A 15,567-nucleotide genomic window follows, 5' to 3' on the forward strand; every position below is an offset into this window, starting at 1 on the left:
TTGAGAGCCAGTTGAAGAGGATTCAATAGCCAAGGCCACCTTATCTCGACATTCTAGATGTGTAAACATCTGGATGGCTAAATCATCCAGTTCCCCATAGGACAGAGATGAGATCAAGGAAAACGGCCATGACACAAGCACACACCCTGGGCTTCCCCCGCATCGGCGCCAAGCGCGAGTTGAAATTTGCCCTCGAATCCTACTGGCGTGGTGAAACCACCCGAGATGAACTGGTCGCGGTGGGCAAGAGCCTACGTCAGCGCCACTGGCAGGCGCAGCAGCAAGCCGGGGTCAGCCTGCTGCCGGTGGGCGATTTCGCCTGGTATGACCAAGTGCTCGGCACCAGCCTGCTGGTGGACGCCGTGCCTGCCCGCCACCGCCACGGCGACACCGATCTCGATACCCTGTTCCGGGTGGCCCGTGGCCGTGCGCCGACCGGCCCGGCTGCCGCCGCCGCCGAGATGACCAAGTGGTTCAATACCAACTATCACTACCTGGTGCCCGAGTTCAGCCGCGACCAGCGCTTCAAGCTGGGCTGGAGCCAGCTGTTTGAAGAGGTCGAAGAGGCCAAGGCGCTGGGGCTGCCGGTCAAGGCGGTGCTGCTGGGCCCGGTCTCCTATCTGTGGCTCGGCAAGGAGAAAGAGAGCGGCTTCTCCCGCCTCGAACTGCTCGACCGCCTGCTGATCGTCTATCAGGAGATCCTGGGGAGGCTCGCCGCGCAAGGGGTGGAGTGGGTGCAGATCGACGAGCCGGCCCTGGCCCTGGACTTGCCGGACGAGTGGCGCCTGGCCTATCTGAATGCCTATGAGCGCCTGAGCGGCCCCTGCAAGCTGCTGCTCACCACTTACTTTGGTTCCGTGGCCCATCAGCGCGACATCATCACCAGCCTCAAGGTAGACGGCCTGCACCTGGATCTGGTGGCCGCCCCCGAGCAGCTCGAGACCCTGGTCCCGCATCTGCCAGCCCAGTGGGTGATTTCCGCTGGCGTCATCAACGGCCGCAACGTCTGGCGTGCCAACCTGGCCAAGCTGGCGCCGACCCTGAAAGCATTGAAAGCCAAGCTCGGCGAGCGGCTCTGGGTTGCCTCTTCCTGCTCCCTGCTGCACAGCCCGGTGGACTTGACCCTGGAGCACGAGCTGGATCCCCAGACCCGCAGCTGGTTCGCCTTCGCCCTGCAAAAGTGCTACGAGCTGGGGCTGCTGGCCGACTACCTGGACGGGGGGGATCTGGACAAGATCAGCGCCTACAGCCAGCCCATCGTCGATCGGGAGTCCGACAGCCGGGTTCACAAGCGGGCGGTGCAGTCTCGGCTCGCCAGCCTGACCAACAGCGATTTTGATCGCCAGAGCGCCTATCCGGTGCGCGCCGAGGCCCAGCGCACGGATCTCAAGTTGCCGCTCTTGCCCACCACTACCATAGGCTCCTTCCCGCAGACTTCCGACATCCGGGTGCTGCGCCAGGATTGGCGGGCCGGTCGCATCGACGACGCGGCCTACGAGGCGGGCATTCAGGCCCAGATCAAGGATGCCATCGCGCGCCAGGAGGCCATAGGGCTGGACGTGCTGGTGCACGGCGAGGCCGAGCGCAACGACATGGTTGAGTATTTTGGCGAGCTGCTGGACGGCTTTGCCATCACCCGCTTCGGCTGGGTACAGAGCTATGGCTCCCGCTGCGTCAAGCCGCCGGTGATCACCCGGGATATCGACCGCCCGACCCCCATGACGCTGGCGTGGACCCAGTTCGCCCAGAGCCTGACCGACAAGCCGGTCAAGGGGATGCTGACCGGGCCCGTGACCATCCTCTGCTGGTCCTTCCCCCGGGAAGATGTCAGCCGCGAGCAATCCGCCCTGCAGATTGGCCTGGCCATTCGCGACGAGGTGGCAGATCTCGAAGCTGCCGGCATCAAGATCATCCAGATTGACGAACCGGCGATCCGCGAAGGCTTGCCCCTGCGCAAGCAGGATCATCAGGCCTATCTCGACTGGGCGGTGCGCGCCTTCCGCCTGAGCGCAAGCCCGGTGGTGGACAGCACCCAGATCCACACCCACATGTGCTACAGCGACTTCAACCTCATCATAGAGGCGGTGGCGGCGCTGGATGCGGACGTGATCACCATAGAGACCAGCCGCAGCCAGATGCAACTGCTCGAGGCGTTCGAGCGCTTCAACTACCCCAACGAAATCGGCCCGGGCGTCTACGACATCCACTCCCCGAACGTGCCGAGCCAGGGCTGGATTGAGGACCTCATCCGTAAGGCGGCCCAGCAGATCCCGGCCGAGCGGCTCTGGGTCAACCCGGATTGCGGCCTCAAGACCCGCGGCTGGGAAGAGACCGAAGCGGCGCTCAAGGTGATGGTCGATGCCACCAAGGCACTGCGTGCCGAGCTGGCTTGACGGAGCAGGGGTTGCAAGCTCGCGACTAGTTGATAGGTATCACTGATGAACAAGGGGAGGGCGCAAGCCTTCCCTTTTTCGTTGGCAGATAGCTCATGCCGGGGTCAGCCTCCCGTTGGTCATGAGCCTGGCAAGGGGCGCTGGCATTGAGGGAAGGGATGCCGGTAGAATTGCGCATTTTAAATGAACCTTATCAGCCACGGGAACAGGATGCAGATCAGCGACTTTTATCCGGTATCGACCAACACCAGCCTCAAGGAGAGCTGTTATGGCGCCTTGGGGGCCCTCATCGGTCTGTTGATGACCGAATGGCTCTGCCAATGGTGGCTCGGCGTCAGTCCCCACTGGCTCATTGCCCCCATGGGAGCGTCAGCCGTGCTGCTGTTTGCCGCCCCGGCCAGCCCCCTGGCCCAGCCCTGGTCCATTCTGGTGGGCAACAGTGTCTCGGCCTTGATGGGAGTAATCGCGGCAAGCTGGATCCCGGATCTGGCGCTGGCCTCCGCCGTGGCCGTGATGCTGGCCATCGCCGCCATGTTCCTCACCCGCAGCCTGCACCCGCCAGGGGGGGCAGTTGCCCTGACCGCCGTCATCGGGGGTGAGGCCATCAGCCAGCTGGGTCTCTGGTATGTGTTGATCCCGGTGTTCATCAACTCCTTGCTCCTCCTGGCCATGGGGCTTATCTACAACCGGGCGCTGGGTCGCCGTTATCCCAACGGTGGTCGGGCGCAGCCCAATCGCCATCAGACGGCGGATCCCCAACCCAGCGAGCGGCTGGCGACCCAGGCGACGGATATCGATTTTGCCCTGGAGAAACACGGCGAGCTGCTCGACATCAGCCGCCAGGATCTGCAGGCGCTGCTGCAAGAGGCGCAGTTGCATGCCCTGCGCGAGCGGGTCGGGACAGTGCTCTGCCAGGATGTGATGTCACGGGATCTCATCGTCGTCTCGCCCAAGGCGTCGGCCATGGTGGCCTGGCAACGACTCTCCCGGCATCAGGTCAAGGCGCTGCCCGTGGTCGATGAGGCGCAGCGGCTGGTCGGCATCCTCACCCTGCACGATCTCATGATCGACAGGCAGCGGCAGTTGCCGAGGGAGGCGGCCAGTCTCGAACAGTTGCGGGTGGAGAACCTGATGACCCGGGAGGTGCGCACGGCGCGCCGCTATCAGTCGCTCTACGAGCTGGTCGATGCCTTCTCCGACGGGGGCCTGCACCATATGCCCGTGGTGGAGGGGGAGCAGCTGGTGGGCATCATCACCCAGTCCGATATGGTGGCGGCGCTGTTTAACCTGGCACTGCGTCCGGTTGCGGCCAGCACGGACGAGGGAGAGTAGCCGGACTCTATGTTCAGGGCAGTGACATCTTAGGGGGAGTGCGTGCCGAGCGTCGAGCCTGGGCTTGTTCCCCTCTCATCGTTACCGAGCAAGGCGCGAGCCAGCGCTCGCACTTGCACCTTATCTTCTTCCAGCGTCATGGTCAGCTCACAGCGTGCCAGGGCAAGGCGCCCGTGATGGTGCGCCGCATCACTCATGGCCTGGCTGCCATGGGTGAGCGCCTGCAGGGCTTTTTGCAGCCGCAGGGCCACCTCTAGCGTACCGGCACCATCCCGTGCGATGGCGGTAAAGGCATCATCGAACATATCAATCACTGCCAGTGGCGGGGCAGTGACGCGATCGCAGAGTGAAGCCTCGTTGTTGGCTTGCTCGTCGCTGGAGAGGGGCGCATCCCAGTTCACGAACAAGCGCACCAGGGTAGCCAGTATGCCGATGGCGGTGCCAGGATCGTTGACCGCGGGGGAGAGGGCGCGTCCGGCTATCTCGGCAAGCACGATCAGGCCAAAGCGGGGATCTTCATCGAACAATCGCTCAGCACCGACCTTGAACGCCGTGGCGAGACGACTCAAATCGAGTCTGGTGGGATCCGGGCAACCATATGCCAGGGCGACTCCCTGACCCGGCGCCACAAAGGTGCCGGGTAGTGCCAGGACCTGTATATGGGTGTCCATCTCAGCCGCCAGAGCATTGAGGTACGCCACATCAATCTGCTGCACATAACCAATCTCGGGACTGCTGATCAACAGGCCACCGATGAGTGCCTCATCGGCAGGGCGGGCTCTCAGTGTGGGGGCCTGGCGGCGGCGTTGCAGGGCGGCATGGGTCGCCTGTTCGACCCGTTTGACCGTGGTGCCCAGCCGCCCCAGCCGGGCAATGCGATCCACCCAGTGGACAAACATCAGGATCACGATAGCCAGCACTATCAGGGTGAGCAGAAACAAGGTGAAGCGACCGGCCAGGGCGAAATAGTCGTTCTTGACCCCGATCAGCGCCACCACGCTGAAGATGAAGGCCCCGATGAAGGTAGACAGGGCATTTTGTGACACATCATCGGCAATCACCAGGGTAACGCTACGCGGGGTGGCTGCGCTGCTGGCCGAGGCATAGGCCGCCACCATGGAGGCGACGGCAAAAGTGGCGATCCCCAACATGCTGGCGGACATGATGGAGAGCAAGGAGAGCAGTGCCTCATTGGTGATGACGGGCAGATAGTGGCCAAGGCCGCTGTGATCGGCGAGACGGGCGGCAAGGGCACAGAGGATGGAGATCAGGCAGATAGCGAGGGGCTTTACCCAGAGTCGCTCGCGAAGGCGATTGACCAGGAAGCGGCAACGATCGCGGGAGGGGATGAACGGCATAGGCACTCCTTTTCCTCTGGGAACATCCCAGCCTATGGTGTTCCGTACCGCGCCGCAATCTCATTGCTCCCATGCGTGACCATGACGCAGGAGATCAATGCAAGGAGGAGCAACCTGGGCCGCTCCTCCTGCTATGTCATGAAAGTTTCTGTGTTTGGCCCCCATGACAGCCAGTATTGCTGGTGATGATGTGGTGGAGCCATCGGGTGAAGGAGGCTTCCCTCGCCGGGCCTGCTATCGGTTATTGCGAGTAGACGGTCTCCCCCATGAACACCGTCTGCTCGACCCGGGTCTGTGCGATCTGCTCCGGCGTGCCGGCCTTGACCAGGGCGAACAAGTCCCGGTCCAGCACGATGAAGTCCGCCGACTTGCCCGCCTCGATGGAGCCGGTGATGTCCCCCTGGCGTACTGCCCTGGCGCCGTTGATGGTGTAGGCGGCCAGCATCTCGGCAAGGGAGGTGCGCTGACTGGCCCTGAAGTCGTCGCCGCTGCCGGCCGCCTTCACTATGCCGGCGGCCATGTTCTCGAACGGGCGTGGATCCCGGCTGTCCACCGGGGCGTCACTGCCCGCCACCAGCACGGCGCCAGCCTGGCGCGAACTCTCGACCGGGTAGAGGGCGTCATGGAGATAGCCCATGGGGTCGTAGATGGCTTCGCTCAGGGACTGTCCCACCCTGGTTGGCTGGATGAAGGGGCTGACCAGCATGTCGTAGGCAAGCTGGGGCGTGGTCCAGGCATAGGTGAAGGTGAGGTAGAGGCCAAGCTCGCCGAGGCGTTTCTGATCGTCCGGGTGCACCACCTGCAGGTGGGCCAGGGTGTGGGGGATGCCGCTCTCCCCGTTGCTGGCGCGGGCCGCCTCCAGGGCATCGAGGGCCACCCGGGTGCTGCGATCGCCGATGCTGTGCATGTGGATGCCAAACCCGGCCCCATCCAGCGCAGTGACGTAGCGGGTCAGATCCGCCTCCTTGTAGTTGACGATGCCGTTGCTGCCCGCATCCTCGCTGTCCGCTGTGATGCTCACCTCGCCGCTGTCGGGATCCAGGGCCAGATGGGGATGCAGGTAATTCCCCAGCATGCCGGCATTGGGCAGGAAGGGGGGGCTGGTGAAGGGATCCCCCTCCAGCACGCCATCGAGGAAGATCTTGACCGCATCGGCCTTGATGAGGGGGTTGCCTGCGAAGGCGTCCCGCACCTGGTTCGCCTTGGCCAGGTGCCCGTCAATGTCCAGCTTGCCGCTGTAGTCATCCTGGTTGAAGCAGGTGGCAGCGGTGACGCGCATGTGCAGCAGATCCTGGTCCTGCATCTTGCGCAGCCGCTCCCGGATGAAGTCGTTGGCGCAGGCATCCTGCACCCCCGTGATGCCGCGGGACGCCATCAGCTCGGAGATGGCGGGGAGTATCTTGTCATACTGGGCCGCCGCCTGTTCCCCCTCTGCGCTCAGCACCCCGGTGTCGGGGACCGCAATGGCGCTGCGGGCCGCGTCCCGGATCACGCCGGTTGCCAGATCCACATAGGGAATGAGGGCCTCGAACACGCCGTCCGGGGCCAGAGTGGTGGCATTGAAGCCGACCACATTGCCGTCCTCGTCCTGTGCCAGCGCCAGCGCCTGAGAGTTGTAGCCGCCGGCATGGCCGTCGACCCCGGCCAGCATCACGGGGTTGTTCGGCGCCGCCGCATCCAGGGCCGCCAGCAGGGTGGCATGGGTGGCGGTGGGGGTGTTGCCGTCATAGGGCGACCACTGGTTGACCACCAGCCACTCCCCGGGGGCCGGGGCGTAGCGGGGCAGGCACTCGCTGATCTTGGCCGCGAGCTGATCCAGGTTGACGCTCTGGCCGTCCAGATCACACATGTCGAGCGCAACAGTGCCGAGCAGGTGGATGTGGTTGTCGTGCAGGCCAGGCATCACCATCCTCCCTTGCAGATCCACCACCTGGGTCGCACTGTTCTTCAGGGCCTCGGCTCCTGCGCGGGAGCCCACGTAAGTGAACTTGCCCCCTTGCACCACCATGGCCTCGGCCTGGCTGCGTTGCCCATCCTGGGTGTGGATCTTGCCGTTGAGATAGAGGGTGTTGCCGGGGGGCGGCTCACTGCTGTCTTGCTGGCAGCCGAGCAGGCCACTCACCAGCAGGGCGATGGCGCCCAGCCTGAGACGGGGGTGTTTGCTATCCATAGCGCGCTCTCCTTGGGTTAATTGCAGTTTTTACTGCAGATATGAGCACTTATGGTTATTGCAGCTATTCTGAAAAATGCCAGTGATTACTGCACTTTTTTTGACTTGTGTTTACCTTGTCTCATCATGTAGTTATGACAACCAGTCGCCCCTTGGGGGCGCAGACCGCATCGGGGGAAGAGAATGTCACAACATGTGCTGCCGGCCGAACTGTGCATGCGGCGCCAACCCAGGCAGCAGCGTAGCCAGGAGGTGGCGAGCCGCATCGAGCAGGCCACCCTGGCCCTGTTGCAGGAGCAGGGGTTTGCGGCCCTCAACACCAACGCCATCGCCGCCCGCGCCGGGGTGGGCATCAAGTCGCTCTACCACCTGTTTCCCAACAAGGAGGCGATCATCTGCCGGCTGGCCCTGGCCTGGCTGGCGGCGGTGTGCGAGGCGCAGGAGGTCATCCGCGAGCAGGCCGACAGCTGGCCGCAGACCCTGCTGATGCTGGACGAGGCGCTGGAGGAGCTGGATGAGCGCTACGTCGGGTATGGGGCGCTGTGGCAGGCGATGGATCTCATTCCCGCCCTGCACGGGGTCGAGCAGGAGCACGAGGGGCGTCAGGTAGCCTTCTGGTCCGAGCGGCTGCGCCACTTTGGCTGCCGCTGGCCCGAGCCCGAGCTCACCACCCTGGTGCGCTATTTTTACCGCACCGCAGACGTGGCCAAGCAGTGCACCAAGGGGCAGGGGGAGGCGGGGGCGCACCTGTGGCAACTGCATAGACGCTGGAGCGAGCAGCTGATGATGGCGGCCATCGAGGAGCCGGATCCCGCCCGGGTCTGGCAGTCGATGCCGGGACTGGCGCCGGGTTGCCAAGCCGCCACGAAGAGTGGCGAATAGAAGAGGGACGAATAAAGAGAGGGAGTGCCAGGCACTCCCTCTCTTGCATCTGGCATTGCGTCCTGCGGGCTAGCCGTAGCGGGCCAGGGTCAGCCCCTCGTCGCTGATGGCGCCTGGCGTGCCACTGATGAGATCCGCCAACAACTGGCCCGAGCCCGCCGCCATGGTCCAGCCCAGGGTGCCGTGACCTGTGTTGAGCCAGAGGCCCGGGATGGGGCTGGGGCCCACCAGGGGCGTGCCGTCCGGGGTCATGGGGCGCAGCCCGGTCCAGAACTCGGCCCGGGGGAGATCGCCGCCATCCGGGAAGAGGTCCCTCACCACCATGGCCAGGGTGTCGTGACGCTTGGGATTGAGCGCCAGATTGAAACCGCTGAGTTCGGCCATGCCGCCAACCCGGATCCGCTCATCGAAACGGGTGATGGCCACCTTGTAGGTTTCATCCAGCACAGTGCTGCGCGGCGCGGCCTCGGCATTGCTCATCGGCAGGGTGAGGGAGTAACCCTTGACCGGGTAGACGGGTAAGTCGAGTCCGAGCGGGCGTAGCAGGCCGGTGGAATAGCTGCCCAGGGCGCAGACGATGGCATCGGCATGCCAGCGCCGCTCCCCGGCCCGCACCGCCACGGCGCGGCCGCCTTGTCGCTCAATTTCATCCAGGGGGCAGTCAAACACGAACTCCACCCCGAGGCGCTGCGCTTCGGTCGCCAGGGCCTGGGTGAAGCGGAAGCAGTCCCCCGTCTCGTCCCCCGGCAGGCGCAAGCCCCCCACTATCTTGCCGCGCACCCGCGCCAGGGCGGGCTCCACCTCTTCACAGCCGCTGGCATCGAGGGACTGGTAGGGCACGCCATACTCTGCCAGCACGGCGATGTCCCGTTTGCTGGCCTCGAGCTGGGCCTGGCTTCGAAACAGTTGCAGGGTGCCGAGCTGGCGCCCCTCATAGTCCAGCGCCAGCTCGTCACGCAAGCCCTTCATGCAGTCGCGGCTGTATTCGGCCAGGCGCACCATGCGCCCCTTGTTGGTGGCGTAAGCCGCCGGGGTGCAGTTGGCGAACATCTTCAGCATCCAGCGTAACTGGAAAGGATCCGAGGTGGGGCGCACCGTGAAGGGGGCGTGTTTTTGCAGCAGCCATTTGGCGGCCTTGAGGGGAATGCCGGGGGCGGCCCAGGGCGCCGCATAACCGGGAGAGATTTGTCCCGCATTACCATGGCTGGTCTCGAGGGCCACATGGCTGCGCCGCTCGAGCAGGGTCACCTTGTGCCCCGCCTTGGCCAGATACCAGGCACTGGCCACCCCGATAACCCCCCCACCCAGAACCACAATATTCATTTCTACATCCTTGTTTTAACTGCACTTGTTCATGCAATAACCGAGACGCCCCAGATTGGCTCCTCTGGCAAAACCAGCCGACACCGTCTTGATGGGCACCGGCAGGCATCACGTTATCATCGGCAGCGAAATCGGCAAATGAGCCATCACAAAAATATGATATACCGCTGCTTTTCTGTTTATTGCCAGCGAATAAGTCTATCCGATGAGAGGGGCGCGAGGGATCCTGCGGACATGAAACGCTCTGCCCTGTGCGACTGGTCTGTGTCCGCCAGGCCGGGCTATGGCTCCATGAGGTATGTGGGGCAGAGGGCGCTATCTATTTCGCCGTGACAGAAAATAAAAAAGCCCCGGGAGGGGCTCTCTCATGACGGACTCATCACTGACCGTTGAAGGCCGTGGTGCGGGCCAGGGCACTGCGATTGCCACTCTCAAGCCAGGTCTTGATCCGCTTGGCATCGGCGACCCTGGCCCCGGTGGTGTCGGCGTTGAGCAGCACCACTATCATGGGCTCGCGGTTGATGTTGGCCTCCATCACCAGGCAGCGGCCCGCTTCGCGTATATAGCCGGTCTTGGAGATGAGCACCTGCCAATCGGCATCGTGGACCAGGCGGTTGGAGTTGCGGTAGTGCAGTTGACGCTTGCCGGTGCGCACATAGTGCTGCTGGGCCGAGGTGAACTGCCGAATGAGTGGATAGGCAGACGCAGCAGCGACCAGCTTGGCCAGGTCATGGGCGGTGGAGACGTTGCGGGGGTTGAGCCCGGTACTGTCCGAAAACTGGGTGTTCCACATGCCGAGCATGCGGGCCTTGGCATTCATGGCGGAGATGAACGCGCGCTGGCCGCCCGGGTAGTAGCGGGCGAGGGAAGAGGCTGCGCGGTTCTCGGAGGCCATCAGGGCGATGTGCAGCATCTCGACCCGGCTCAGACGGGAGCCGATGGCCAGACGGGATCCCGTGCCCTTGATGCGATCTATGTCGGCATTGCTCACCGTAATCATCTCGTTCAGGCGCGGATTGGCATCGAGTACCACCAGGGCTGTCATCAGCTTGGTGATGGAGGCGATGGGCATGACGCGATTGGCATTGCGCTCCGAAAGGATCTCGCCGGTGCGCGGATTGGCGACCACGAAGGCGGCCGAACTCAAGGTGGGGTCACTGCGTCGCTCGAGCATGCTGGGGGAGGGAGCATTGAGAAACGGAGCGGCCAAAGCTCCCAGGCTGACGGGAAGGAGCAAGGCACCGAACAGCAAGCTGGCAAGGGGACGTATCATGGTGGTGGTCTCTACCGCGTTAAAAACCGAAAACAACCTCTCAGTTATATGTCGGGTTCTGACGCGCCGCAATCCCCATCACCTTGAACTGATAAGATTTTATGCTTGTCGGGGGATGGATGAGTGTCTATTGGTACCCCTTCGGTTGATAACCTCATGAATGGGGCTTTTTTGAGGCCCTGTTTGGCTAGGGGGCCAATGGCAGCGACGGCTGCTGATGGGGGGCCCATCTTGACGGCCAAGTCGCCGATTATGTCCGAACGGAGACAGTGTTGAGGGCAAGGCGAGCACCGGGTGCAGGGGGAGCTGACGCAGCCTTTCTCAGGGCAACCTGGACCATGGTGGGGAGGGGCGAGCCTGCAAGCTCGCCCCGCTTATATTGGGCTGCGCCTATTGGGCTGCGCCGATCTCAGGCCAGCGCCAGAGCCAGCAGATGCACGGGGTGCTCGCAGCGAAAGGGGGTGCTCATCTCAATCTGCCACTTGCAGGTCTCGCAGTCGGTGATGACCAGGTCCGGCTCGAGCTGATTGATCTGCTCAAACAGCCCCTCACCTATGGTCTGGCTGGTCTGGTAGTTCTCCGACTTGAAGCCGTAGGTACCGGCGATGCCGCAGCACAGGGAGTCGAGCACCGTCACCCTGACCCCGGGAATGGCGCGCAGCAGTTCCAGGGTGTAGATGACGCCCCCCATCTTCTCCAGGTGACAGGGGGTGTGATAGGCAATGTGCAGGTTGAGGGGCTTCATGGCCGGTTTGTTGCCCTGGTAAAACTCGTTCCACAGGAAGCGGGTCACTAGCGAGATGCGATCTCGCACCTTGCGATTATCCTGGCCGAGCAGGTGCGGGTATTCGTCCCTCAGGGTGAAACCGCAGGTGGAGGAGGTGGCCAGCAGGGGCATCTCGTTGCCGAGCAGGCTGTTTTCGAGCTGTTTGATGTTGAAGGCGGCCTGTTGCTTGGCCTTGGCCATGAAGCCGTTAGCAATGAGCGGCACGCCACAGCACTTCTCCCGCGCCAGCAACTGCACCCCTATGTGCATGGCATTGAGCACCTGCACCAGCTCCTTGCCGAGCTGGGGATGGTTGTAGTTGACGTAGCAGCCGTGGAAATAGGCGATTTGCCGGCGATAGCTGGCCTGCACGGCTTGCTGCTTCTTGAACCAGCCGCGAAAGGTGCCTTGAGAATACTTGGGCAGGTCCCGGTGGGAGGAGACCCCGAGCGCTTTCTCCAGGACCTGCTTCACCGGTTTGAGTCCAGTGGTGAAGTTGACGATGGGGGCCATCAGGGTGGACATGCTGCCCATCAAGTCCGTGTGGGAGAGCACGAACTCACGCACCCCCGGCTTGAAACCACTGTACTGGTGCTTGGCCTTGGCAATGATGTCGCCGATGCGCACGCCGCTCGGGCAGGCCACTTCGCAGCGTTTGCAGTTGGTGCAATGTTTGAGCGCCTCGTCATAGAGGGCCGGGCTCTTGATGCGCAGCCGCTCGCCGTCGGGCCCGGCCTGTTTGGGGCCCGGATAGGCGGGATTGGCCTTGGCCACCGGGCAATAGGCGGTACAGACGGTGCATTTGATGCACTGATCGAAGGTTTGGTTGGCATGATCCAAGGGCATGGTTAAGCCTCCCGGGCGAGCGATGAAGTGAAGGGGGAACCGGTCTTTGAGTCTCGGGCGACAACATTGGCGAGTATCTGATCGGCGGCGTGCCAGCCGGTGGCGACCGCCACCCCGGAGCCTGAGCCTTCCGCCACAGGGTCATAGTGTGCCAACACGCTGCCGGCACCATAGAGGTTGGCGAGGGGCTTGCCGCCGCGCATGACCCGCAACCTGTCATCCGTCTTGACTCCGAAACCCATGAAGGGGTGCTGGTCGAACAGGCGGCGACCGGCCCAGGCATCGCGCTCGGCCAGGCTGATCACGTCGGCATCGAAGATGGGCTCACTGATCCCTCCCAGACGCGAGATCAGGCCACGGCTGAAGAAGCTGCCACTGGCGAGCACGAAATTCTCGGCCTCAAAGAGCTGATCGGCGCCGTTCTGGCTATGCACCCCCGTGACCCTGTCGTCATCCAGGGTGGCGCCCAATACCCGCTCACTGATGAGGAAGGTGCCGCCCAGGGCCTGGAAGCGGCGCCTGAGCGCATCTTGCATCCGCATGCCGATGAGGGAGGGGGGCATGGTGGCGACTTCGCGAAGGGTGCACTGGGTGAGCCGCTCCAGTTCCGCGAGCCGTGGCCCCGCCAACCCCAGGGAGAGGCAGGCGGGCAGCACCAGATGACGGCAGTCGGGGGCGTCGCTCTCGCGCAGCAGGCGGCGGATCTCCTCGGCCAGCGCGCCCAGCAGAGCCTGCCCCTCCTTACCCTGCTTGTCGAACAGGCGGGCGATGTCCGCCGAGCGAAGCTCATGAGGATTGCGGTTAAAGGTCGCGAGTTGGGGCAGGCATATCTCGCCGGTCAGGATGCGGCTCTGGGCCAGACGCGGATGCAGGGCCAGGTTGGCCGCCGCCAGCGCCGGTTGAAAGTCGCGAAATCCCTCGAGAGTCGCCAGCAGCAGGACGGCCGGGGCGGGCGCCTCGCCCAGGCAGGCGCTGCTGGTCGGCGAGAGCCAGGTCGGCTTGAGGGTGCCGATGGGGGTGAGCCGCAGGTGATTGTGCGACTCATGGAACAGCGGCAATCCCTGCTCGGCGCAGTGGCGCTGCAGATCGACCAGGCTGGCCGCAATATGAGTGAGCCCGACCTTTTGATAAGGGTGGAGCGGATGGGTCGCCAGGAAGGCGGGCAGGGCGGCGAAGGGATCCCCCTGGCAATCGAGCACGTCCACCGAACCGGAGGAGAAGTGCAGGGCGCTCTGACCCGAGGCCATGATCAGCGTTTTCTGGCCCGCCTCGGCGAGGCGCAGCCCGGCGCACAGACCGGCCATGCCGCCGCCAATGATGATGGTATCGAATCTCATGGGGATACTCCTTCATGGCGCAGGGGGGTGGGGGAATCCTCTGGATCCTGCGGCGTTGTGATGTCGGTGGGGCCAGTCAAATTGCCAAGACCGAACAACCCCTCATAGATCCAGTGGGTGAATTCGGTTTCGCGCAGGGCATCCCCCCACAGCACGGGGCGTACCCCCTTGTAGCGCTCCTCCAGGAAGTCGCGCAGCATGGCGCAGGCGGCGCGGCCATCGGCTTTGCCATATTCGTGCATCAGACCGGCGGCGCGATAGGCACACAGCTCACCCTGGCAGGGGCCCATGCCGAGCCGGGTGCGGCGGCGCAGATCCACCAGGTTGTCCACGTCCAGCTCGCGCAGGGCATATTCAATCTCAGCGGCGGTCACCATCTCGCACTCGCAGATGAGGGCGTTGGCCTTGGTGTTGTCTCGAAAGAAGGCGATGACCCGTTCCCCGTGGCGTGACTCGGCGGATCCTTGCGCCGGCGCCGACAGACCAAAGGTCTGAGTGGGCACGGGATCCCGGGAGCCTGGCAGGGCCTGCAGGGCGGTACGACAGGGCTTGCTGTTGCCAAGCTTGCTGGCGACCAGATCCGTGGCCATCTCTGCCATCAGCCGGTAGGTCATCAGCTTGCCGCCGGTGATGGTGATGAAGCCTTCCAGACCATCCCGGCTGGCATGATCGAGCAGCACTATGCCGCGGCTGATGTTGCGGCCCGACTCATCGCCATCCACCGCGACCAGGGGGCGTACCCCCGCATAGGCACGCAGCAAGCGGGTCTGGGCCATGGCGGGGGCCAGCTTGATGCCCTCGCGCAGCAGCACCTCGACCTCCTCGGGTTCGACGCGCAGTTGGTCAATCTTGTCATAGTCGATGCGACTGGAGGTGGTGCCAATGAGGGAGATGGTGTCCCCGGGCACCAGAATGTCGGCGTCCGCTGGTTTGCGTGCGCGATTGAGCACCAGCTGGTTGAGGCGGTAATCCATGATCAGCAGGGAACCCTTGGCCGGAAACATGCGGATGCCCAGCTCGGCATACTCGCAGATCTGCTGGCCCCAGATGCCGGCGGCGTTGATCACCTGCTCGGCTTCTATCTCGAACCCTTCACCGGTGCGCAGGTTGATGGCCCTGACCCCATGTACCCTCTCTTGCTGGCGCAACAGCCCCACGACGCTGCAGTGGGTCAAGATGCGCGCGCCATGCTCCTTGGCATCGAGCACGTTGGCGGTGGCGAGCCGGAAGGGATCGACGGTGCCATCCGGTACTTGTATGGCGCCAATCAAGGCGGGATTGACATTGGGTTCGAGGCGCAGCGCCTCTCTGGGTTCGAGCTGGCGGGCCGGGATCCCGGCCTGGGCACAGGCTTGCATGAAGGGATCCTGGAAACCGATGTCATCCTCGGGCAGCGTCACAAAGAGGCCGCCGGTATCATCGACGCAGTGGTTGGCGATGCGCTTGAGGATGCGATTCTCCTGGATACACTCCCGGGCAGATTCGGGATCCGTCAGGGCATAACGGGCGCCGGAATGGAGCAAGCCATGGTTGCGCCCCGTGGTGCCAGCGGCAATGTCGTCGCGCTCGAGCAGGATGCAATCTATGCCGCGCAGGGCACAATCGCGCATGATGCCGGCACCGGTTGCCCCCCCTCCGATGATGACTACCCTGGTCGTGATCCTGTTCATCTTTCTGATCCTCATTCCCTGCCTGATGGGGCAGTGTGGTGGGAAGCAGAGTGGGAATGTTTGATTTAGACCAAGTTAATGTTCGATATCGAAAGCTATGAGGGGGGTTTTTGTGGTTTTGTGGGTGAAATCACACATGCTACCCAGGATTGAACGATTGCTTTATTATGTGCGTATTGATGAGAAGCCCTGCCGGGTTGGCTAGTATATCGGCATG

General features: G+C 63.5%; 10 protein-coding genes. 3 read left to right on the top strand and 7 right to left on the bottom strand.

From position 1 onward, the window contains the following. Nucleotides 1-128 precede the first annotated feature (128 nt). Entirely contained in the window at nucleotides 129-2,393 is a 2,265-nt protein-coding gene (gene metE, locus M2367_RS04790) for a 5-methyltetrahydropteroyltriglutamate--homocysteine S-methyltransferase (RefSeq protein WP_259235982.1), read from the top strand. A gap of 210 nt (nucleotides 2,394-2,603) precedes the next feature. Next, on the top strand, nucleotides 2,604-3,725 hold the full coding sequence (locus M2367_RS04795; protein ID WP_224430608.1) for an HPP family protein: 1,122 nt from the start codon (nucleotides 2,604-2,606) through the stop codon (nucleotides 3,723-3,725). A gap of 29 nt (nucleotides 3,726-3,754) precedes the next feature. On the opposite strand, the gene M2367_RS04800 is transcribed toward M2367_RS04795, so the two are convergent. Both M2367_RS04800 and M2367_RS04805 read right to left on the bottom strand, forming a co-directional pair. Next, complete coding sequence (locus tag M2367_RS04800) at nucleotides 3,755-5,083, bottom strand: DUF2254 domain-containing protein (protein WP_259235983.1); 1,329 nt, start codon at nucleotides 5,081-5,083, stop codon at nucleotides 3,755-3,757. Nucleotides 5,084-5,324: 241 nt separating this feature from the next. Further along, nucleotides 5,325-7,253 (bottom strand): amidohydrolase, encoded by a 1,929-nt coding sequence (locus M2367_RS04805; protein ID WP_259235984.1) that lies wholly within the window; start codon nucleotides 7,251-7,253, stop codon nucleotides 5,325-5,327. Between the two features lie 183 nt (nucleotides 7,254-7,436). On the opposite strand from M2367_RS04805, the gene M2367_RS04810 reads away from it, so the two are divergent. Further along, the gene (locus tag M2367_RS04810) at nucleotides 7,437-8,135 is read left to right on the top strand and encodes a TetR/AcrR family transcriptional regulator (RefSeq protein WP_259235985.1); all 699 of its coding nucleotides are present in this window, start codon (nucleotides 7,437-7,439) and stop codon (nucleotides 8,133-8,135) included. 69 nt (nucleotides 8,136-8,204) lie between these two features. Here M2367_RS04810 and M2367_RS04815 read toward each other — a convergent pair whose 3' ends face one another. From M2367_RS04815 to glpA, 5 genes are all read right to left on the bottom strand, one after another. After that, the gene (locus M2367_RS04815) at nucleotides 8,205-9,458 is read right to left on the bottom strand and encodes a D-amino acid dehydrogenase (RefSeq protein ID WP_259235986.1); all 1,254 of its coding nucleotides are present in this window, start codon (nucleotides 9,456-9,458) and stop codon (nucleotides 8,205-8,207) included. A gap of 379 nt (nucleotides 9,459-9,837) precedes the next feature. Beyond that, nucleotides 9,838-10,731 (bottom strand): serine hydrolase, encoded by an 894-nt coding sequence (locus M2367_RS04820; RefSeq protein WP_259235987.1) that lies wholly within the window; start codon nucleotides 10,729-10,731, stop codon nucleotides 9,838-9,840. A 409-nt stretch (nucleotides 10,732-11,140) separates the two neighbouring features. Further along, on the bottom strand, nucleotides 11,141-12,343 hold the full coding sequence (gene glpC, locus M2367_RS04825) for an anaerobic glycerol-3-phosphate dehydrogenase subunit GlpC (protein WP_259235988.1): 1,203 nt from the start codon (nucleotides 12,341-12,343) through the stop codon (nucleotides 11,141-11,143). A gap of 2 nt (nucleotides 12,344-12,345) precedes the next feature. Next, nucleotides 12,346-13,680, bottom strand: a complete 1,335-nt coding sequence (gene glpB / locus M2367_RS04830) for a glycerol-3-phosphate dehydrogenase subunit GlpB (RefSeq protein ID WP_259235989.1) — start codon at nucleotides 13,678-13,680, stop codon at nucleotides 12,346-12,348. Next, nucleotides 13,677-15,350 carry an anaerobic glycerol-3-phosphate dehydrogenase subunit A gene (gene glpA, locus M2367_RS04835; RefSeq protein ID WP_259235990.1) on the bottom strand — a complete coding sequence of 558 codons (1,674 nt, stop codon included), beginning with the start codon at nucleotides 15,348-15,350 and terminating at the stop codon, nucleotides 13,677-13,679. The genes glpB and glpA overlap by 4 nt, the downstream gene beginning before the upstream one ends. Nucleotides 15,351-15,567 lie beyond the last annotated feature (217 nt).

The organism is Aeromonas sp. BIGb0445 (genome assembly GCF_024809075.1).
GTDB classification, from domain to species: Bacteria; Pseudomonadota; Gammaproteobacteria; order Enterobacterales; family Aeromonadaceae; genus Aeromonas; species Aeromonas rivuli.